A 21,005-nucleotide genomic window follows, 5' to 3' on the forward strand; every position below is an offset into this window, starting at 1 on the left:
TCGGTGCCACGGGCGCCACCGGCGCTACCGGCGACACCGGCGCTACCGGCGCTACCGGCGCTACCGGCGACACGGGCGCCACCGGCGCTACTGGCGTTACCGGCGCTACGGGCGGCACCGGCGCTACTGGCGCCACCGGTGCTACTGGCGCTACTGGCGCTACCGGCGACACCGGCGCTACCGGCGACACCGGCGCTACGGGCGCTACCGGCGCTACGGGCGCTACCGGCGCTACGGGCGCTACCGGCGCCACCGGCGCCACGGGCGCTACCGGCGCCACCGGCGCTACCGGCGCTACTGGCGCTACCGGCGACACCGGCGCTACCGGCGACACCGGCGCTACTGGCGCTACTGGCGCTACCGGCGACACCGGCGCCACCGGCGCTACCGGCGCTACCGGCGCTACTGGTGCTACCGGCGACACCGGCGCCATCGGTGCCACGGGCGCCACCGGCGCTACCGGCGACACGGGTGCCACGGGCGCCACCGGTGCTACCGGCGCTACCGGCGCCACCGGCGCTACTGGCGCTACTGGCGCCACCGGCGCCACCGGCGCTACCGGCGACACGGGCGCTACCGGCGCTACCGGCGTCACGGGCGCCACCGGCGCTACCGGCGCTACCGGCGCCACGGGCGCTACCGGCGCTACTGGCGCCACGGGCGCTACCGGCGCTACCGGCGCTACCGGCGCTACCGGCGCCACCGGCGCTACCGGCGCTACCGGCGCTACCGGCGCCACGGGCGCTACCGGCGCCACGGGCGCCACAGGCGCTACTGGCGCCACCGGCGCTACCGGCGCTACCGGCGCTACGGGCGCTACCGGCGCTACAGGTGACACCGGCCCTAACGTGACGGCCGTGTCTGGGTTTGCCGCGAATACCACTGGCGGCGTTATTGCTGTCGTTTTGGCGGGGACGCTCGTCCCGCTTCCAAGCGCGCAAAATCTTGGCACAGGCATCACGCTCAACGGGGCCAATGACACCTTCACCCTAGCACAAGCTGGGCGTTACTACATTACCTATCAAACGAATTTCACTGCAGCCCTGCTGCTCGGAACTCGTCTCATTATTAACGGCGCTGCGAATACCGCATCCACTGTCAATCCTGTCCTTAGCACCGCGTCCTTCAATAACGATGTAATTGTCACGTTAGCCGCGAACTCCACCGTTTCCTTGCAGCTGTTCGGCTTGCTAGGCCTCGCTACCTTACTGTCAGGCAGTGCAGGTGCAGCGGTCACGATTATTCGGCTAAGCTAGCCAACCGCTAGCCTAACTATGCCAGGAGGTCCTGTATGACCACATCCAAAAATGATGAGCAGTCGCCCGCCAATCGCCCGATCCGACTGCTCATCGCCAGCCCCGTCCGCCAATCGCCTGCCATACTGGCATTATTTCTGCATGGCCTGCTTCTCCTGCATGCCGACGGAATTGAGGTCGCTTACCGATTTATCGATGACAATGACGATGACCGCAGCTCCCGGCTGCTCCAGCAATTCGCGCATGCAGTCGGCCCAGCCGCCGCTATTCTTCAATCCTCCGCGCCAGCTGAGGCAGCCGAAAGCTATGTGCGTACGGAACATACGCATCAGTGGAGCGAATCGCTTATTTGGAAGGTTGCCAGCTTCAAAAACAGCCTCATCTCTCACGCTCGCGATGCCCAGTATGACTATTTGCTGCTCGTCGATTCCGACCTCGTGCTCCATCCCGATACGCTGCATCGGCTGGTAGCGGCAGATCGCCCCATCGTCTCCGAAATTTTCTGGACGCGCTGGCAGCCGGAAGCGGCCGCCCAGCCGCAAGTGTGGATGCGGGACGAATACGCGCAATGGGAGCAGCAGCGCGGAGAAAAGCTGACCGAGGAGGAACAAGCCCAGCGTTATGCCGCATTCATCAACAAGCTGCGGAGGCCTGGCCTCTACGAGGTCGGCGGGCTTGGCGCTCTTACTCTGATTAACCAGGCTGCAATGGCGGGCAATGTTCATTTTGGCCCTATTTCGAACCTGTCCTTCTGGGGCGAGGATCGTCATTTTTGCGTGCGCGCGGCAGCGCTTGGATTCCCATTGTTCGTCGACACGCATTGTCCGGCTTTTCATATTTATCGGCAAACCGACCAAGAAAGCGCCGAAGCGTTTCTGCATGAGCATGCGGCTCCTATCGATCAACTGCCGCCTAAAGCCCAAGCTTTCGCCGCAATAGCAGCGGATTGGAGCCTTCGCCCATCGAACCCTTCCACCGCCTCCCCCTCCTCCATCGTTCTACAAGAGCTTCCTAAGCTCACGCTATCCATGACCGTTCGCAATGAAAGCAAACGTTATCTGCGCCAGGTTCTAGCATCCCACCGCCGCTACATTGATGAAGCGGTCATTATCGACGACGCCAGCGAGGACGATACGGCCGCAATATGCTTGCAGGAGCTCGAAGGGATTCCCGTACGGCTCATTCGCAACGCAAGATCAAAGTTCGGCAACGAAATCGAGCTGCGCAAGCAGCAATGGACGGAGACGGCCGCGGCCTCGCCAGATTGGATTCTATGTCTGGATGCCGACGAGCAATTCGAGGAACGTTTTGTTTCAGAGGTCCGCTCCCTGCTGACGCGACAAGATACGGATATGTATTGCTTCCGGCTTTACGACCTGTGGGATGCGTCCCATTACCGTGAAGATTTCTATTGGCGGGCGCATGAAACCTACCGTCCCTTCTTGCTGCGGTATCGCCCTGATTTTGCATACGAATGGCAAGAGACGCCCCAGCACTGCGGACGTCTCCCTATGAACATTTTTCAACTGCCCCATCAAATCTCGCAGCTTCGCCTGAAGCATTATGGCTGGTCGAATGCGCAGGATCGCCGGGTCAAATATGAGCGCTACATGCGCCTTGATCCCGACGGCCAATATGGCTGGAAAGAACAATATGAATCGATTCTCGATGCACAGCCGCGACTGATCCGGTGGGAAGAGTAGCCGCCGCGGCGACTGCTTCACTTTAGCCTTTTGCTTCACGTAGCCATCCGTTTCTCTCCGTCACCGCCCGGCCTCTCCTTTACTTGCCAGCCAGCTTCTGCTTCATCCACCCGACCAGCCCCGTCGCATATTCGGCATGGATCTGCTCCACCGTCTCCGATCCTCGCAGCTCGCCGTTGCTGATGAGCAGCACGCGATCCAGCAGCGGCTCAACCTCATCCACCTCATGTGTCGACAACACGAGCGTCTGCTTCTCCAGATCGAGATTCGCGATGATCGAATGGATGATCGACTCCCGCACGAGCGGGTCCAGGCCGGATAACGGCTCATCCATGACGATCAGCGGGGCGCGGCGAGCGAGCGCCAGCACGATTTTGAACCGCCCGCGATTGCCCTTCGACAATCGGCGCGCGTGCTGGCGGGGCTCCAATCCGAATACATGCAGCAGCTCGTAGGCCTTCTGCACGTCGAAATCCTCATACACATTCGCATAAAAATCGACGGTGCGCCCGAGGTCAAATTCCTCATAAAAAACATCCTGATCCGGCAGGAAAGCAACGTCCCGCGCCGTTAACCGCGTCACACGTTTGCCGTTGACGAGCACCTGCCCCTCCGACGGCTGAAGCAGCCCCGCAATCAGCTTAAGCAAAGTCGACTTGCCGCTGCCGTTCGTCCCGATGACGCCGATAATCTGGCCGGGCGACAGCTCCACGCTAACGCGGCGCAATGCTTCCTTACGCCGAAATTTCTTGCCTACGTTGTCGAACGATATAATTGGACGAGCTGAATGCTGCATTACTGCACGCCCCCTTCGCTGCCGCCAACAGAACCAGCGGATGGCCGACTGCGCTTCAAATAACTGCCTACATGCTCGACAATCTCAATGTCCGCGTACCCCAAATCCCTCATCTCCGCTGCAAAACGCTCCAGCTGCTCCTCCTTGATCCGCTCGCGCAGCTCCATCAGCTGCCTCGTATCGCTCGTCACGAACATGCCCTGCCCCCTTTTGCTCTCAATAACGCCAATGCGTTCAAGCTCCATATTGACACGCTGCACCGTGTTCGGATTCACCCCGTACTGCACGGCCATATCGCGCACGGAGGGCAGCTTCTCGCCCGGCTTATATTCCTGCGCGATTAACTGACGGCAAATCCGCTGCACGATCTGCAAATAAATCGGTTGGGTATTCGAGAAATTGTCTGCCATCAGTCTACCTCTGCCTTTCGGTCAAGCAGCCACGCAGAAAGCATGAACAATGCCGCCAGCTCTATTGCACCCCACACCATCTCGGGTACATAGACGGCCTCATCCCCTGAACCATACGAAGCGCCCCATTGGAAAATGCTTGCGTATACGCCTGTTTCCCCGAATAGCCCATCCACATAAATCAATGCTGCAAGAATCAGGAGCGCTGCCAGCCAGCGCCATTTGCCCAAGCGGTTGTTCAGCAACGAAGCTATCGTATGAAATAACACCGCCAGCACAGAGAGCCCGATGCCGACGATCAAATATACCGCTAACACGTCGTAGCCTTTGCCATCCAGCAAACCTAACAGCCAATCCGCGAAGTCATGCGCATTAAACACATTGTCTTCGCTGCTAACCAGCCAGCCGCCAGCAGGACGATCCGCGTGATACATCCATGCGAAAATGCCCGTCGCCGCCGCAAGGCTGACAAACCACTCCACAATGCCTGCCGCATATTTGGCCAACAGCAGCTGCCAGCCTGCCAGCGGGAGCTGATGCCAGAGCGGCGCGCGTTTGCGCTCGCGCTGCAGGCTGGACAGCATATAGCATGCCGGCCAAATGACCATCCCCATCATAATGACTCCCCACAGCATAGCCACGTTGCCGCTTGTATGCCGATATGCCAGATAAATCGATAATCCGAGCACAGCAACCGCGATTCCGACCACAATACGCTGAGACATCATCATGATCGATCCTTGCCGAAGCTCCTTGCCGAAGCAAGCTAACCAAGCTTTCATCATCAACCGCCTCCATCTTTTCGATGTACTAGTGTTCTACTTATATAGTACACTAACACTTATATGCAGTCAATCATTTCCATGACACAAATTTGAATTTTCTATTCAGAATGGAATTTGCACGCAAAAAAGAGGCTCTCGCGAGCCTCTCTTTCTCCGAACATTGCCTTAACGTTAACTGGCTTACTTGCGTTCGCCCATCGTGAAATCGCCCGAATCCGTTCGCACCTTTAAGATCGGGTCGCCCGAGCCAAAAATCTGCTGCAGCGTGCCGCCGCTATCGACAATTCCAGCACCCCAGCCAACTGCGCCGTCCCCGGAGTCCGAGCGAAAATCAATTGTCCCGTTCACTGGCTTCTGTGACAGTTCATACACGACATCGCCGCTATCGCTCTCAACATCTGCCGCCCATGCCAGCTGAGCCGCACGCCAGCGGACATCGCCGGAATCCAGCTTTGCGCGCAGCGCTCCTTCGGTATCCTCGAATAATTGATCGCCGCTGTCGGACGCCGCCGCGATTGACTTCGCCTGCAGCTTCCTTAGCGCCATATCGCCGGAGTCGCTTTCAAGCTTCACCTCATTCGCAGACAGATCAACCAGCTCGATATCGCCGGAATCCGTGTTAACGGAGAGCGAGTCATACACGCGGGACGGCACTTCGAGCGTCAGCTTCAATCTTACAATCGAGACCCCCATCTCGAACGATTGCTGATGCTTTACCTTTACATCGAGCACGCCGTCCGCCATTGCCGTTTCCAGATTGATTTTGCGCTCCTTCTTCTTGCTAATCTTGCCTTCCAGCCGTGCGACAATAACCCCGTCCTTGCCCGGAACGATCCGAACGTCTTCGCTATCCGCATGGACAGCTAATCCCTTAACGCCATCCGCCTTCAGCGTGGATTCCTTCATCACTGGCACCGTTGAGAACCAATCCTCGCGCCAATGGCTCCATGGCAGCAGCAATCCCACAACTCCGACCGCGATGAGAATAAGACCGATTCCTACCCATTTACGCATCTATTGCACCTCTTCCGTATCATATCCTTCACCCTACTGGCGGCTGCTTTCCTGTATGAGCCTTCGATTCGCTTGCAAATAACGGGATGTGCCGCGCACGAACCAACGCGTCAGCACCTTCGTCAGCGCACCGAACAGAATGCCGAGGCCCGTCGTCACACATGCGAGCGAGATGCCTGCGATTCCGCTATGCATATCTTGGACAAAGCCGCCCCATAGCGCAAGCAGCGCGCTGCCGAAGAACGCAGCAACAACTGCCCACAACGCAACAATGACAGCAGAAACCGCGATAAAAGGAGCTAGAACAAACAGCAGATTAAACACGCCTAAGCTTGTGCCGACGAGCATCACTCTGGTCAGCTGCACCAAGCTGCCGCTCTTGCTTGCCTTCTCCATCCTTACGTTCAGCTTCAATTCTCTCGCGATATCCCGCGGATCGCCGAGCTCCAGGCAAATATCCGCCTCCGGCTGACCGTTCTCGATTGCTAAGCGGAAATGCTCGGCATAATCAGCTAACCACTCGCGGCGCAGCGGCTCAGGAACTCCCTTCAGCTCATGCTCAAGCATTTGCAAATACTGCGTGCCTGTCGTCATCCTACAACCCCTCCCGAATCCATTCGTTAACTGCCTTCGTAAACATGTGCCACTCATCGGTCAAAGCAGCCAACTTCGCCCTGCCTTCTTCCGTTAGCCGATAATATTTGCGCGGGGGACCTCCCGGCGATTCGCGCAAGTAGGTCGTAAAATAGCCTTCCTGCGTCAAACGGTTCAAAATCGGGTACACACTGCCTACCGCGATATCGAATTTGCCCGAAATCGTGACGGCCAGCTCGTAGCCGTAGCGGTCTTCCTTGGCGGCCAGCACCATGACGCACAGGTCCAGCACGCCTTTTTTGAATTGCACGTTCATCGGTATCGCCACCTATTCACCATGGAGTACTATTCTTCAATAAACAATAGATGATCTGGAATGAGTATACATCGAGCTATTCATTATTGCAATATAGTATTCAAAAATGAATAGCCTATTTTGCGGAATGGGAAGGGTTGGTCGCCGTTACGCACCGACGCCTGTATCATATGGATAATGTAGATCATAATAGGGACAGCCTCTGTTCGCAGGGATTGGACATCGAGAAGGAGTGGAGAGCATCATGATTATTCGCGCAGCAGAAGCAGGGGATGCGGAAGCGGTTGCCCAATTAATTTATGAAGCCATTGATGATATTGCATTCCAATTAACCGGGGAGGAAACGGAAGAACGAGCAACCAAAGGGCTGAGAGAGCTCTTCCTCCAGCCTGGCAACCGATTCAGCTCGGGCCAAGTGCTAGTAGCGGTGCATGAAGGAGCGGTCGCTGGCATGATTCTCTGTTATTACGGCAGCGAGGCCGAGGCGCTCGATGCGCCGATTAAAGAGCGGCTGCGGATCGTTAGGGGCGATGCACAGCCGATCATCGACAAGGAGGCCGATGAGGATGAGTATTATATTGACTCCATTGCCGTCTTTCCCGCTTACCGCGGGCTAGGCATTGCCAAAGCACTGCTCCATGCTGCAGAAGAAGCAGGCATTACGCTCGGTTACCAACGCATCGCGCTTAACGTCGAGTACGAGAACGAACGGGCGCATCGCCTCTATCGCTCGCTCGGTTACGTGCAGGATAAGGATGTTTCGATTAACGGACATGCCTATCGGCATATGGCCAAGCCGCTGACAAGCGTTAAACACGCATAACGCACGGCTTCAGCCCGTATTTATAGGTTAGCGCAACAACGGACGAGCTTGCCGCGTCCAGTAAAGTAATAGCAGCAGCGTCGTGAAGCTGCCATATGGCGCAGAGCGTTCGCTACGCATAGCTTGCCCAACATCGGAGGTTGATGAAATGACGCGAATGACACCACCATTGCGCAGACGTTCATGGGGGATAATTTTGCTGATGCTGATGCTCATAATCGGGCTGCTGGCAGGCTGTGCCGAGCAAGAAAGCCCCGTTCCCCCGAAATCCCCTGCCGCAAAGCCGACCGCTCAAACGCCTGTTGATACAGCCAACGCCCCTGCCGCCACTGGAAACGGGAAGCCAACCCCTAAGCCAACAACCCCTGCCGCGCCGACCAAGCCAGCCAAGCCTGCGCCGAGCAAACCCGCCGTCGTTGCGGAGAACAAAGCATTTCGCGTATTCGCGCCTGCGGAGAACAGCGTCGTAGGCAAGACCTTCACCGTCAAAGGCGAAGCCCGTGTCTTCGAAGCGGCCTTCAGCTACTCCTTCGAGGATGGGCATAACGTTCTTGCCGAAGGCCATGTGATGGCTGACCAAGGCGCGCCGGCGTGGGGCAAATTTGCGTTCGACGTCACGATCAAGGAAGCGAGCAGCCCTGTCGGCATCCTCACCCTCTATGAATCCAGCGCCAAGGATGGCAGCAAAATCAACGTGCTCCATATTGCCGTCAAATTCGCAGACGGCATTGTGAAGCCGGTCCGCGAAGGCGAGTAGCGCGCTACGAATCGGTGGGCGGAGGGGCTCCCTCCGCCGCTTTTTGCTGGGCGCTTGGATTATTCGTTGTCTGCTGGTTTTTCCATGGAGGCTCAAACTGGCGGAACCGTATGCTGCCCCAATAAAACAACATTGGAATAACTACGCACAACAGTGCGCTAGCCAAAATACGCCCTGAAGGCAGCCGTCCTAATAGATCTGTCATCATTCCGACCCCTCCGTTCGATCAATATTTCCGCTGCGCCTGATAAAGACCTTCATCTCAACCTGAATCGGACTGCTAGCGAATAGCTGCTCACCTTGCTCCCATTTCGACGCAAGCTTTTGCCACTTCCGATAGTGTTTTCTGTGCAGGTAAGAGCCTAGGCCGATCACATCGCAGTGGTATTGCTGCTGCAGCTTGCTTATTGTCTTCTCCGTAAGCCGTTTGATTTCCTTAGCGGTCGCTTCCTGCATGCTGTGCAACGTACTCGCCGCCAACGTGTCCTGCGAGTAACTCGTTTCATTAAGCGTTCCTTCTACCTGGATACTGATCTTGAACGAGGGCAGCCCATTCGAGCCGAACGAGGCGCGCAGATGGCGTTTCATCCGTTCAATCGCGAACACGCCCTGCTCATTGCCGTTCTGAAAATCGATCTGGCCGCCTTTAATATCTCCCCGCAGGAAATTTAATCCTGCCGTTTCTTCCCCATCAAGAAAGCCGATCAGCCGCTTCGACTGCCCGCTAAATACCGCTGCATCGGAAACCGTCGAGAACGCACGATTGCCATCGCTTACATTTTGTATGACAAAGCTTTCGCGCTTTAACAAAAATTCATGTACGTCTCCGATACGCGACTCCGGCAAAATGCGCGAGCTTTCCTTTGTATTGCTGGAGATCAGCTCAAGATAGGTTGCCGGCAGCCTATCCTCTGGCGGGTGAGTATTCAGGATCTGGGCCGCCTTGCCGCGCGTAACCATAATACGAGTGGATCGACGCATCTCGCTCTCCCGCAGGTAGAAATCAATAGCATCGGCGAATTGATCGCCTTGTCGCGCCACTTCCTCAGACAAAATAATCACTTTAAGATGCTCAAAAAAAGGTGGACGGCTCGTGCGCTGCGCCAGCTTGGCAACCATCGTCGCCATGCTCCTTCCCTGAACGACCATGTGATAATAAGCTTTGCCGCCCGTTTGATCGCCATTCTGGGTCCCTCTCATCCCGCTTGGCGTTACGATCTGATAGGTAACGCTGTAACGCGGCTTCTTGCTTAGCTGCCCCGATTGCTCCCCCGTCGGCTCTTCGACCTGCTCCTTCGTCTGATGATCCGTCCCGTCGCCGGATTGCGTATCCTTCTTCGGCGAATCGATGGCGACCGCTACGATAAAGCCCCGCTGGTCAATCTCAACCCGATCCCAGCAGCCCGTCAGGCATAGCAGGCTCAGCATTCCCGCTGTTAAGATGGTTAAGCGTCTAGGTGCTGCCGTTTCCATGCTTCGCAGCTCCTCCTTTATTGCCCCGGCCAACTAAAAGCAACAGAATTGGGATCGTAATGCCGAAGCTGACGGCAAAATAGCTGATCAACGTCCCAAGCTTCGCGAATTCCGACATATTCTGCGGGAACATACAGACCAGATAAGCAAGCGGCGCAAGGATAAGAATGCGGACGCGTTTCGTTAATCGCTTGAATAGGAAGCTTACGCATTCCGAAGCCAGATCAAATCCCATTGCGGCTGTATTGAATACCGTCATAATCCATATCACGAAAAACAACGACTCGAATCGCTCGAAAAAGTTGCCGGGGAAGCTAATTTCTTTGGCTAATTCGATTGTTGGATACACGATATTCACTGCGCCAATGTTAGAAAAAATGCCGATTGCCAGCTGGTAAATGACCAGATAGACAACAACCGGAACCGCAATGCCCGCCATTACCGCCTTGCCCGCTTTCTCCGGCTTATCCATAAATGCGATGTAATACAAGATAATTTCGAAGCCCAGCAGCGAGAAAACAACCTCTTTTGCCCCCTTCAATATCCCCGTTACGCTCGTAACGACTAGCGGCTGCAAATTTTCCACCTCGAACCACCTGTAACCGAAAATAACGACGACGCTCACTACCAACAACACGGCGGGCAAGAAGAGCACATTCAACCGCAATATGCCGGAGCGGCTGCCCGATGCGGCATACACGATCACTAAAACAAACGCGAGCGACACATATTCCACCGGTGTTCGATTAAACAAATACTGTTTGGATATGTCCGCAATCGCTCTTGTCTCGTAGCCGCAAAAACCCAAAAAATAAATGCCCTGCAACACAGCAAGCACGCAAGCTAACGGACGGCTGATCAAAGAACTTGCATATTCCAGGAACGGCTGTCCGCCTGTGCGCAGCGCCGTCTTGGTCACGAGCATGCCAAGCAGCATGGCAACGCCGCCGGCCAGCACGATCGACATCCAGCCATCGAATGCAACGGTTTCCTTCGCAAGCGCCCGGGGCAGCGACAGAATGCCTACGCCGATCAGCATAGAGGTAATCGTCATGCTCATCTCTAAAGGCGTTAAGGGACGCTCCCCAAACGACGTTTCTCTCATCCGTTGCGCCCTTCTTTCTCATGTCGTTTCTGGCGGCCCTCATTCATGGTCTCCATAATATCCGGGCGACGCTGCATCGCCCGGATCGGCATTCTAATAATGAAGTCGCTCCAATCGCCTAGCCGAAGGGGAGCAAGCGGGGCGGTATAGGGTACGCCGAAGCTTTTCAAGTTAACGATGTGGATACAGTTAAGAATGAGCGCAAGGACGATGCCATATAGTCCGAAAATGCTTCCCGCCAGCATAATACCGAACCGCAGCAGCCGAATTGAAATCGCAAACCCATACGAAGGGATCGCGAACGAAGCGATTGCCGTCACGGCAACGACCACGACCATCACCGGGCTTACGATGCCCGCCGTTACCGCTGCTTCGCCGATGACGAGCCCGCCAACCACGCCGATCGTCTGGCCAATCGACTTGGGCAGGCGGATGCCCGCTTCCCGCAAGAGCTCAAGCGTGCCTTCCATCAGGAAGGTCTCTACGACCGCAGGAAAGGGTACGCCCTCGCGCGATCCCGCGACTGAGAACGCGAGCTTCGAAGGAAGCAAGCCATGATGAAACTCCAACAGCGCAATGTAAATGCCCGGCAAAAATAACGCTATAAACACGGCAAACACGCGTAAAACCCGCAGCACGCTGGACAATAGCCAATTCTGATAATAATCCTCCGGCGATTGAATGAACGATGTAAGCGTAATAGGGAGTATCAATTGAAACGGCGTGCCATCCACTAGTATGCCTACCCGCCCTTGCATGACCGCACCCGCTACCTTATCTGGCCGTTCCGTGTTCAAAATTTGCGGATAAGGCGTCAGCGTATTGTCCATAATCCATTGCTCGATAAAGCCGGAGCCTTCAGGATCATCCATATCGATCGTTTCAACCCTGCGTCGCACCTCTTGAATGAGCATCGGATTAACGATCCCTTCAATATACGCAAGGATGACCTCCTTTTGCGCTCTCCGTCCGATTCGATACGATTCCAAACGCAGCTTCGGGTCCCGAATGCGACGGCGGACCAGCGCCGTGTTCGTGCGAATATCCTCCGTAAATCCGTCTCGCGGGCCACGAATCAACGCCTCTGTTTGCGGTTCCTCGACAGATCGGCTTTTCCACCCTTTGCTCCCGGCAATCGTAATTTCCGGGCTGCCTTCGACTAACAGCAGCGTGTCCCCTGACAACAGCGACAGGATACTGTCGTCCCAATCGCTCGATCGCTTAATCTCCTGAAGCGTAAGATGCTCCCCGATCCATACAGACGTAGGATCTACTGAGCTGAGCGCCATTGTCATTTGTACAAGTTGCTGGACGAACTGCTTGTCCGCCAAACCGTCGATACATACAATGGCAATGGATGTCTGTCCTCTGGCAGTGGCAGCGTTCCGAATAACCAGATCATCCGGGGACGCCAGCAGCTGCTGAATAAACTGAATATTGGCGGCCAAGGATGCAGATGGCTTGGCCGTTGGGGAAATGTCCTCTATTGGATTCAGCTTTTTCACGCCAATCGCTCACCCGCTTCCGTTGTACATATCGTAACTTGGCATAGCTTTCCCTCCTGTGGGATTTTTATGAAATAGAATTGGATATCCTTACGTGTAGAACCACTCATCCGCCAGCTTAGACATGCAACATTCTATCGCCCGACATCCGTCTAATCAGTATCCGCAACAACTTCATGGAAAGGGTGGACCTTATGAACATATATCGCGTACCCCAAAAACGGGCAATCGCAGCGGCTCTCTTGCTTGCGCTATGCTTGGCAGTGATCGCGGGCTGCGGGAATCGCACAGCTTCCGATGAGACAGGCGCTGCAAGCAAGTCCAACGACACGAAACAAACGAGTGCCGCCAGCGCAACGGCTGCGCGAGAGGGAGAGCAGTCGGCAGAAGTATCGATTGCCTCCGCCGATGAGCCGATTGGCAATCGCTATGAAGCAGCCGGCATCACCGATCCTGCGGGATTCGATGCCATGTTCGAGCAGGTCCAAGCCGCAGTCGCGGCAGATGACCGCGCGAAGGTGGCTAGTCTGGCGCTGTATCCAATACGCGTCAACTACTCTGCAGAGCAATCTGTGCAAATTAAGGATGCAGCTCAGTTTATCGCGCAATACGATAGCATCATTACACAATCGGTGAAGGAAGCATTACGCACGCAGGACAAGAAAGAGCTGTTCGTGAATGCGCAGGGAATCATGGCCGGGGCCGGCCAAATGTGGTTTGGCGGAACGGTGGAGACCCCGCAGAAGTATGGCATTATTGCTGTGAATCCTTAAGCATGCACAAAGGGGCTGTCTTGTAAGCGATTAGCTTACGAGACAGCCCCTTGTTTTATCGCCGCTGAATGACGCGTACATGCTGAGCGCGTGGTGCGGCGTACATGTCCGATCATGACGCGTGTGGTGCGTGTGGGGTAATACCGCGCGTGATGCGCATGGTATTCATGCCGTGCGTGGTGCGCGTGGCGTACATGCCATGCATGGTGTGGTTGAAGCGCAAGATGCGCATGCCGTTGCATTTCATACAACGGCATCGTGTCAGGCGTCGCAACCCTGTGCTGCCATTGCATTCTGTACAATCAGCAATGCCGCTGGGTGCATAATCAGATGCAAATGGGCAATAACGACCGGTTGTCATTGCACAGACTGCAATGGGAGCCGTTCACCGAGGGAAAAACGCTGCTCCCATTGCACATTTTGCAACGATGCGATGCGTTCCAGCTGTTCCGCTCAATACGCGCAAATACGTACCAGTACGCTCCATTACGCCTGCTCCAGCAGTTCCGACTATTCCCTCTTCCCGTTGCCATAGCACAACTTCGCCATAACGGGTTTTGCCGCAACCCTACACCGATGCTTCCACCACGCCATGCGCCGGCTCATGCTTCACGAGCGCGTGCTTCTCCCACTTGCGGGATTTCCAGCGGAAGTACATGATAATCGCGCGCAGCCATTCATCCGATGCAATCGCCAGCCAGATGCCCGGCAAGCCCATATCGAGCTTGAAGACGAGCAAATAGCCAAGCGGCACGCTAATGCCCACCATCGTTATCATCCCGATCCAAAGCGGATACTTCGCATCGCCTGCGGCACGCAGCGAGTTAATCAGAATAATGTTGATCGTCCGCCCGGTTTCGAGCACGATGCTGAACAACAGCACATGCGCCCCAAGCTTGATAATCTCTTCATTCGAGGTAAAGATGCCCATCAAGGAATAACGGAAGATGATAACGATTCCAATGACGACAATCGATACAATGCTTGCCGACCAGGCGCTTTTCCATACGCGGACATACGCGTCATCCTGCCGGTTCGCGCCGACGAGGCGTCCGACAATGATTGATGTTCCGATGCCCACTGCAAACGCAAACAGGTAGATGAACATCGAAATATTTTGCGCATACTGTCTTGCCGACAACGCTTCATCGCCTAAGTACGTCGCATAATAAAGGAAAATGATCTGGCAGGAATGATACATGACCTGCTCGAAGGCAGAAGGAATGCCGACCTTCAGAATCTTTCCGATATATTCCTTCGTCAAATTAAAGTAATACTGGAATCGAATGCGCCACTTCATCACACGATAAAGCAACCAGAAAAATACGATGCTTGCTAACGCGCGACTCACGATCGACGAGATCGCAGCCCCTTGCACGCCAAGCTCCGGCGCTCCGAACTTACCGAAGATCAATACATAGTTGCCGATAATATGCACGACATTCATGCCGAGCGAGACGTACATCGCTTCCTTCGTGAAGCCATGCACCCGCACGATTGCAGCCACCGAATTAATAATCGCTTGCAGGAAAATGGCTCCGCCTACGATGCCCAAATAACTCGTAGCGTATTCCAGCGTATCGCCTTTCAGGTGCATGCCTTCCATCATTGTGCCGCTCATGAACAAGAAGAACACGCTGATGACGAGTCCGACCATCAGATTAAGCGTTACGGACAAAGCCGATATTCGCGAGGCTCCTTCATGATTGCGCGCCCCAATATATTGCGCGACTACGATCGAGGCGCCGTTGCCGATGACCTCAAGGATGAGCAGCGCGATCATCATATACTGATTCGCCGCGCCGACCCCGGACACGGCATTGTCGGACAGGTCGCTGAGCATGAAGGTATCCGCAATACCCATTAGCATAAACAAAAAGATTTCTAAAAATATCGGCCAGGTCAGCAGGAACAAATTCAAGTCTTTGGTTTGATCCTTGCCAGCTGGCGCCGCAGTCGTACTCATGTGATGAAGTCTCCTATCTATAAATTGCTGTCTTGCGCGTTAACTCACGGGTATCGTAACACAGCTATACGGTGATTACATCCGGGTTCGCGGTGCTTTTTATATGTAGAATTGGCAAGTAAAAAAGTTCCTTGGCCGTATAAGCGCGGCCATATGGAAGGGGTTACCCATAGGGGCCAAATAAGGTAAAATAGGACCACTAATGAAAGACGGGTAACCCTAACAGAGGAGCGAACACCACCGATGACGGAATGGAACGATAATGATTATGCAGGCATGCTGCTGCTGGATCGGATGAACGAAAGCACCGATGCGACGGATGCCCTGCACGCTTTCGCGATGGACGAGCTGCTCTGCCGCCAAGCTGGCGAAGGCGGGCCTGCGATCTGCCATCTGTGGCGCCATCCGCGCGCCTTCATTTTGGGACAGCGCGATGCGCGCCTGCCCTACGCAGCAGCCGCCATCGCGCGGCTGGCGCAGGCATCGACGCAAGCTGCCGTCCGCAGCTCCGGCGGCGCAGCCGTACCGCTCGACATGGGCGTGGTCAACGTGTCGCTCATTTTGCCGATTGGACGAGCAGAAGAAGCTGGCCCGCGGTTCAACCATGATTTTGAACGGATGTACACGCTGGTGCGCCAAGCCTTGGCATCAGTTAACGTATACAGCCAAATCGACAAAGGCGAGATCGCGGGCGCTTATTGCCCCGGCGATTACGACCTGAGCATTGGCGGATTGAAGTTTTGCGGCATCGCCCAGCGCAGGCAGGCCAAGGCGCTGATCGTGCACGCTTTTGTCGTAGCCGAAGGCAGCGGGCGGGACCGCGCAGCTGCGGTGCGCGCTTTCTATAACGAAGCGGCGGGCGACATCGCCCCCAGCAGCAAAACCTATCCTCTTGTAGAGCCGGGCAGCACCGCCAGCCTGGAAGAACTGACGGCAATAGGCGCCCAAGCGTCGGCCACTTTCGCAGAGGGCGTGAAACGCGTCATTCGCGCTTGCCAGCAGCCCGATGCTATCGCACGATCGGCCGCCAACCTTCGGTTGCCAGATGCCCAGCAGCTGGCGGCAATGGTCGAGTCATTGCGAAGCCGCTACCTAGTTTGAAATTAGAGGAAATTTGTCGAATCTAGTCGAATAACTAGTTGAACTTATTTCTGCTAACAGACATGCCATGCAGATAAACCGAATTAACAGGAGGGCATGACGTGTCGATTAAAGCCAAACTGTCGATTGCCATCTCTGCCGTCGTCGCAATCATTTTGGCGCTCAATATCACCATCTACTACGCTGCCGCCAAAGACGATCTTGAAAAAGCGGCTGAGCAGCGTATGGCTCATATTGCGAATCAAGTGAATCTGTCTGTCAACGCAACGGAAAACGCGCAGGAAACGATCGAAGCGGCATTAGCCGAGCGCCTCAGAGCCGTTGCAATAGCAGCCAAGCAGCAGCTCCCTCCGGACATCGATCAGGTAACGAACGAGCAGCTCGTCAAGCTCCGTAAAGAACTCGGCGTTAACGACATCTCGCTCTGGCGCAAGCTCCCTGGAGATATCATCATTGAGAAATCGTCCAACCGCGAGGAGATTGGGCTGAGCTCCAAGTCGATGGACTATTTTTACCGCGCTTTTCAACAGCTGTTCATGTATCATAATGCTTCAGTAACGCAAGGGCAGCGGCTTGAGCATTTCTGGTCTGGACCGATTAACTTCGCCAAGTCGAACCCCGAGCATATTAACAAATGGGGGTATTACTACGACGGCACGACCAACTACATGATCAATCCGTTCATTGATGCCAAGCCCTTGCTTACCTTTGACCAAGAACACGGCACCGAGACAATCATCCGGACCATTGTGCGCGATACGCCTGAAATCGTGGAGATATCGGGCTTCGACCCCCGGTTTTTCGGGAAAGAGCCGATACTTAAATTTAAAAAAGGCGAGCTCATCCACAACCTGGACGTGCGCGGCGTCATCTTCGGGGCTTATACGCTGAATGACGAGAAGGCCGATGCGGCGTTAGTCGAGCAATCCATTAAAACCTGGACGACCCTATCAGTCGACACTCGCTTGAGCGGCAAGCTCATCCGCAAAAGCTTCTACCCCGTCCATAACGATCATCCATACGTTATCGCCATTCAATTCGACTTGAGCTCGATTAGTAAGGAGCTGCGCGACCAACTGCTGCTGCACAGCAGCATCTCCATCGGGCTCCTGCTGCTTACGCTCGCGACCAGCTACTGGCTTGCCGGCGTATTCATGCGCCCGATCTCCAGCGTGCTGCGCAAAGTCAACGCCATGGCACAAGGCGACTTCGATACGCCTATCCCCATCCAAGGCAAAGACGAGTTCGGCCAGCTCGTTTCTCACGTCAACGATATGGGGCGCAGTCTAAGCCAATACACGAATGAGCTGAAATCCGCAGCTTCAGAGCTGCGCGAAACCAAAGATTACTTGGAATCGCTCATCTCCCATACATCGGATGCCATTCATATCGTGGACTTAAACGGCCACATCGTTCGCGTCAATCACGCCTTCGAGCTCATGTACGGCTGGACGAACGAGGAACTGCAAACCCACGATCCGGCTTATGTGCCGCGCGATCTTGAAGCCGAGCGCATTGAGCTCAGCAAACGCGTGCTGCGCGGCGAGGCGGTCAAAGGTTTTGAGACGGAGCGATTGACCAAGGACGGCCGCAAGCTCTGCATCAGCATTACCGTGTCGCCCATACGGAATGCGAGCGATGATATCGTCGCTTACTCCTGCATCTCCCGGGACATCACCCAGCGGAAGGAAACCGAAGAGCGGCTCGTTCGCTCCGAGAAGCTATCCATCGTCGGACAGCTCGCTGCAGGCGTAGCCCACGAAATTCGCAACCCGCTGACAACGCTTCGCGGCTTCGTTCAGCTCGGCGCAAGCAGAGGCAAGCTGGAAGCCGACCATCTTGGCCTCATGCTCTCGGAGCTTGATCGGATCAACCTGATCGTAAGCGACTTCCTGGTGCTGTCCAAGCCGCAGAAAACGCAGTTCGTTAAGACGGATATTTGCCAGCTAATGCGCGACACGCTTCACTTATTGGGCGTAGAGGCTTCTATGCGCCGTATTCGGCTGAAACCCACGCTCGATCCCAATGGTGCTGCCTTGGTATGCGAGCCCAATCGGCTAAAGCAGGTATTCCTCAATTTGCTCAAAAATGGGATGGAGGCCATGCCTGGAGGAGGCGTACTGACCGCCAACGTCTTCATGAGCGGCGATGTCATCGAAATCAGCATCGCCGATACTGGACGCGGCATCCCCGCGAAGGATCTTTCAAGGCTGGGCGAACCGTTCTTCACTAGCAAAGATAACGGCAATGGCCTTGGCCTCATGGTGTCGCAGCAAATTATTGCCCAGCATCATGGATCCATGATGTTCCACAGCATCGTGGGCATCGGAACTCGCATTGAGATTCGTTTGCCTCGACAGCAGGCACACGCTGGAGCGGAGCAAGAACAGGCCCCAACCGAGCCCCTGCCTATGTAATAAAAACCCGTAAGGCATCAGTATACACGCTTGCTTGAACCTTAAGCGTCGTCTGCCTGCCTTGCGGGTTTTTCGGCTACCCGGAAATATTATCGCGTAAACGCAGCCGCGCTCGCATCAGCCGGAGCCGATGCACCGCCGCCGAGCTGCAGCTGATACATATCGTAGTACTTGCCGCCATGCGCCATCAGTTCATCATGATTGCCTCGCTCGACGATTCGGCCGCGGTCCAGCACGAGAATTTGATCGGCGCCACGGATGGTGGATAGCCGGTGAGCGATCACGAACGTCGTACGGCCTTTTTTCAATACATCGAGCGCCGCTTGAATGATCGCTTCCGTCTCGGTATCGATGCTTGCCGTCGCCTCATCCAGAATGAGGATCGCTGGATCATAGGCTAGCGCCCGCGCGAACGAGATCAGCTGGCGCTGTCCCGCAGACAGCGTCGCGCCCTTCTCGACGACCGGCTCATCAATGCCGCCTGGCAGCTGCATGAACATGTCGTACGCCCCGACATCGCGCAGCGCTTGCTCAATGCGGTCGCGCCCGATCAGCGGATTATCGAGACTAACGTTCGACGCTATCGTGCCCGTGAACAGGAACGGGTCCTGCAGCACGATGCCCATATGCTGGCGCAGCAGCTGTTTCGGAACGTCCCTGACATCCGTGCCATCCACCTTAATGCTCCCTTTGCCTTGCTCGATATCGTAGAACCGGAACAGCAGGTTCAGGATCGAGCTTTTGCCTGAGCCCGTGTGGCCGACCAATGCGACCGTCTCGCCTTGGCGCGCTTCGAACGTAATGTTGCGCAGCACGTATTCGTCATCCTTGTACGCAAAGGTTACGTTGTCGAATGCGACTTCGCCCTTGCTGCGCGGAAGGCTGCCGGACGCGACGTCCGTCCCTTCTTGATCGAGCAGCTCGAACACCCGTCCAGCAGAAACCCGCGCCGTCTCCAAATTCGACAGCTGGTTCACGATGCCGACGATCGGCTGGAACATCCGGTTCATGTAATCGACGAAGGCGAAGAGAACGCCTACCGTTACATAAGCGCTTAGCGAGCCGCCCCAGAACATCCAAAGCATGATTGCGAACAACAGGTTGCGCAGCACGTTGACCAGATTATGCGATGTCAGCGAGTTTAGGCTGAGCAGCTTATTCGCCGAATTAAAGTAATCCTTGTTCATCTCGTCAAACTCCGCCATCGTCTTCTTCTGGCGGCGGAAGGCTTGAATAATCGGCATGCCTTGGATCGATTCGTTGATCATCCCGTTAATGTCGCTCAGCTTGCTGCGGATCGATTCGTTAATGCGGCCCGCATACCGTCGATAGACGATGATCCAAACGATGAGAATCGGCACTAACGGCAGCGCAATCAAGGCTAGCATCGGATCTAGCAGGAATAGCGCGACGAATATAGCGGACATATAAATAACGCCTGAGAAAAAGTTCGCCAAAACGGCGACGAACAGCTCGCGCACCGCCTCCGTGTCGTTAGTAATGCGAGAGACGACCTTGCCCGCAGGCAGATTGTCAAAGTAGTGGACCGGCAGCCGCTGAATATGGGCGAACACGTCCTCCCGCATCCGCTGGACGATGCGATTCGCCGTCGTCAGCAGGAGGAGCCGCTGCCCGTATGTGAAGCCTGCCGCTACAACGAGCAAGCCGAAGTAAGCGCCAGCCATCTTGAGCAGGCGAGGCAGCTCTGGCTTATAGAAGCTGTAGAGCTCGCTCTTCGTCAGCTTAACCGCTGGGTAAGCTGCCTTCTCCCCCGACTTGGAGACGATCGTCATCGTCCCGTCTGTGACGGTTCGTGCGCCGTCGATTGCTGTATTCTCGGCTACAAAATAGTAGTCGCGGCCAACTTGCAGGACGCGCGCTGCCTTGCCTTTGACATCATCGGCTGCGAGCCGATCCTCTCGCTTGTAGCTCTTGCCTGCATAAGAGACCGAGCCGCTCGTGCCAGCCTTCACCTCGTACCAAGGCTTCTCGATGCTGAGGATGTTCTGGTCGATCATGCGCTGCGCGACTAACGGACCAATGAGCTCTGCGCAGACGGCAAACGCCAGCAGCACGAGTGCAAGTATGATTTTACGCTTATAGAGCATGGCATAACGGAACAGCCGCTTGCCTGTGCCTACTGGTTTCGGTTTCGTGGATACCGCTTGGTTTTGCATGAATGTGTACACCTTCGTTTCTGTATCTAAAATA

General features: G+C 55.5%; 20 protein-coding genes. 7 read left to right on the top strand and 13 right to left on the bottom strand.

Annotated elements, in window-relative coordinates; all coding sequences use genetic code 11:
- Together PAECUDRAFT_RS23850 and PAECUDRAFT_RS23855 are read left to right on the top strand one after the other, a co-directional pair.
- A partial coding sequence (locus PAECUDRAFT_RS23850) for a BclA C-terminal domain-containing protein (RefSeq protein WP_006040740.1) occupies positions 1-1,256 on the top strand: 1,256 nt, incomplete at its 5' end.
- Between the two features lie 35 nt (positions 1,257-1,291).
- On the top strand, positions 1,292-2,959 hold the full coding sequence (locus PAECUDRAFT_RS23855) for a glycosyltransferase (protein WP_006040741.1): 1,668 nt from the start codon (positions 1,292-1,294) through the stop codon (positions 2,957-2,959).
- A gap of 79 nt (positions 2,960-3,038) precedes the next feature.
- Here PAECUDRAFT_RS23855 and PAECUDRAFT_RS23860 read toward each other — a convergent pair whose 3' ends face one another.
- The 6 genes from PAECUDRAFT_RS23860 to PAECUDRAFT_RS23885 form a co-directional block, all read right to left on the bottom strand.
- Positions 3,039-3,755, bottom strand: coding sequence for an ABC transporter ATP-binding protein (locus PAECUDRAFT_RS23860; protein WP_006040742.1), 717 nt, complete (start codon positions 3,753-3,755; stop codon positions 3,039-3,041).
- On the bottom strand, positions 3,755-4,165 hold the full coding sequence (locus PAECUDRAFT_RS23865) for a GntR family transcriptional regulator (RefSeq protein ID WP_006040743.1): 411 nt from the start codon (positions 4,163-4,165) through the stop codon (positions 3,755-3,757). The genes PAECUDRAFT_RS23860 and PAECUDRAFT_RS23865 overlap by 1 nt, the downstream gene beginning before the upstream one ends.
- Complete coding sequence (locus PAECUDRAFT_RS23870; RefSeq protein ID WP_006040744.1) at positions 4,165-4,950, bottom strand: hypothetical protein; 786 nt, start codon at positions 4,948-4,950, stop codon at positions 4,165-4,167. Before PAECUDRAFT_RS23870 ends, PAECUDRAFT_RS23865 begins: the two co-directional genes overlap by 1 nt.
- A 180-nt stretch (positions 4,951-5,130) precedes the next feature.
- A complete protein-coding gene (locus PAECUDRAFT_RS23875) occupies positions 5,131-5,964 on the bottom strand; it encodes a DUF4097 family beta strand repeat-containing protein (RefSeq protein WP_006040745.1) in 834 nt (277 codons plus the stop codon).
- Positions 5,965-5,997: 33 nt separating this feature from the next.
- Positions 5,998-6,558 (bottom strand): HAAS signaling domain-containing protein, encoded by a 561-nt coding sequence (locus PAECUDRAFT_RS23880; RefSeq protein ID WP_006040746.1) that lies wholly within the window; start codon positions 6,556-6,558, stop codon positions 5,998-6,000.
- A 1-nt stretch (position 6,559) separates the two neighbouring features.
- Positions 6,560-6,874, bottom strand: coding sequence for a PadR family transcriptional regulator (locus tag PAECUDRAFT_RS23885; RefSeq protein ID WP_006040747.1), 315 nt, complete (start codon positions 6,872-6,874; stop codon positions 6,560-6,562).
- A 244-nt stretch (positions 6,875-7,118) separates the two neighbouring features.
- Between PAECUDRAFT_RS23885 and PAECUDRAFT_RS23890 the strand changes: the two genes are divergently transcribed.
- Entirely contained in the window at positions 7,119-7,697 is a 579-nt protein-coding gene (locus PAECUDRAFT_RS23890) for a GNAT family N-acetyltransferase (RefSeq protein WP_006040748.1), read from the top strand.
- A 27-nt stretch (positions 7,698-7,724) separates the two neighbouring features.
- Here PAECUDRAFT_RS23890 and PAECUDRAFT_RS26030 read toward each other — a convergent pair whose 3' ends face one another.
- Positions 7,725-7,913 (bottom strand): hypothetical protein, encoded by a 189-nt coding sequence (locus PAECUDRAFT_RS26030; RefSeq protein WP_158306272.1) that lies wholly within the window; start codon positions 7,911-7,913, stop codon positions 7,725-7,727.
- On the opposite strand from PAECUDRAFT_RS26030, the gene PAECUDRAFT_RS25065 reads away from it, so the two are divergent.
- Positions 7,900-8,454 (top strand): Gmad2 immunoglobulin-like domain-containing protein, encoded by a 555-nt coding sequence (locus PAECUDRAFT_RS25065; RefSeq protein WP_050794426.1) that lies wholly within the window; start codon positions 7,900-7,902, stop codon positions 8,452-8,454. The genes PAECUDRAFT_RS26030 and PAECUDRAFT_RS25065 overlap by 14 nt on opposite strands.
- Positions 8,455-8,458: 4 nt before the next feature.
- Here the strand turns inward: PAECUDRAFT_RS25065 and PAECUDRAFT_RS23900 are convergent, their stop codons facing one another.
- Genes PAECUDRAFT_RS23900 through PAECUDRAFT_RS23915 form a run of 4 tightly spaced genes read right to left on the bottom strand, consistent with a single transcriptional unit; the run spans position 8,459 to position 12,537 of the window.
- Positions 8,459-8,662 carry a hypothetical protein gene (locus tag PAECUDRAFT_RS23900; RefSeq protein WP_006040750.1) on the bottom strand — a complete coding sequence of 68 codons (204 nt, stop codon included), beginning with the start codon at positions 8,660-8,662 and terminating at the stop codon, positions 8,459-8,461.
- The gene (locus PAECUDRAFT_RS23905; protein WP_006040751.1) at positions 8,659-9,927 is read right to left on the bottom strand and encodes a Ger(x)C family spore germination protein; all 1,269 of its coding nucleotides are present in this window, start codon (positions 9,925-9,927) and stop codon (positions 8,659-8,661) included. Before PAECUDRAFT_RS23905 ends, PAECUDRAFT_RS23900 begins: the two co-directional genes overlap by 4 nt.
- On the bottom strand, positions 9,908-11,032 hold the full coding sequence (locus tag PAECUDRAFT_RS23910; protein ID WP_006040752.1) for a GerAB/ArcD/ProY family transporter: 1,125 nt from the start codon (positions 11,030-11,032) through the stop codon (positions 9,908-9,910). The genes PAECUDRAFT_RS23905 and PAECUDRAFT_RS23910 overlap by 20 nt, the downstream gene beginning before the upstream one ends.
- Positions 11,029-12,537, bottom strand: a complete 1,509-nt coding sequence (locus PAECUDRAFT_RS23915; protein ID WP_006040753.1) for a spore germination protein — start codon at positions 12,535-12,537, stop codon at positions 11,029-11,031. The genes PAECUDRAFT_RS23910 and PAECUDRAFT_RS23915 overlap by 4 nt, the downstream gene beginning before the upstream one ends.
- A gap of 194 nt (positions 12,538-12,731) precedes the next feature.
- On the opposite strand from PAECUDRAFT_RS23915, the gene PAECUDRAFT_RS25070 reads away from it, so the two are divergent.
- A complete protein-coding gene (locus tag PAECUDRAFT_RS25070; RefSeq protein ID WP_006040754.1) occupies positions 12,732-13,310 on the top strand; it encodes a hypothetical protein in 579 nt (192 codons plus the stop codon).
- A gap of 568 nt (positions 13,311-13,878) precedes the next feature.
- Here PAECUDRAFT_RS25070 and PAECUDRAFT_RS23925 read toward each other — a convergent pair.
- Positions 13,879-15,276 (bottom strand): MATE family efflux transporter, encoded by a 1,398-nt coding sequence (locus PAECUDRAFT_RS23925; protein ID WP_006040755.1) that lies wholly within the window; start codon positions 15,274-15,276, stop codon positions 13,879-13,881.
- Positions 15,277-15,519: 243 nt separating this feature from the next.
- On the opposite strand from PAECUDRAFT_RS23925, the gene PAECUDRAFT_RS23930 reads away from it, so the two are divergent.
- Together PAECUDRAFT_RS23930 and PAECUDRAFT_RS23935 are read left to right on the top strand one after the other, a co-directional pair.
- The gene (locus PAECUDRAFT_RS23930) at positions 15,520-16,377 is read left to right on the top strand and encodes a lipoate--protein ligase family protein (protein WP_006040756.1); all 858 of its coding nucleotides are present in this window, start codon (positions 15,520-15,522) and stop codon (positions 16,375-16,377) included.
- Positions 16,378-16,478: 101 nt separating this feature from the next.
- Positions 16,479-18,794, top strand: coding sequence for a PAS domain S-box protein (locus PAECUDRAFT_RS23935; protein WP_006040757.1), 2,316 nt, complete (start codon positions 16,479-16,481; stop codon positions 18,792-18,794).
- A gap of 89 nt (positions 18,795-18,883) precedes the next feature.
- On the opposite strand, the gene PAECUDRAFT_RS23940 is transcribed toward PAECUDRAFT_RS23935, so the two are convergent.
- Positions 18,884-20,971: an ABC transporter ATP-binding protein gene (locus tag PAECUDRAFT_RS23940; protein WP_006040758.1), complete on the bottom strand. Its 2,088-nt coding sequence runs from the start codon at positions 20,969-20,971 to the stop codon at positions 18,884-18,886.
- Between the last annotated feature and the right edge of the window lie 34 nt (positions 20,972-21,005).

Source organism: Paenibacillus curdlanolyticus YK9 (assembly GCF_000179615.1).
In the GTDB taxonomy this organism is placed as follows: domain Bacteria; phylum Bacillota; class Bacilli; order Paenibacillales; family Paenibacillaceae; genus Paenibacillus_T; species Paenibacillus_T curdlanolyticus.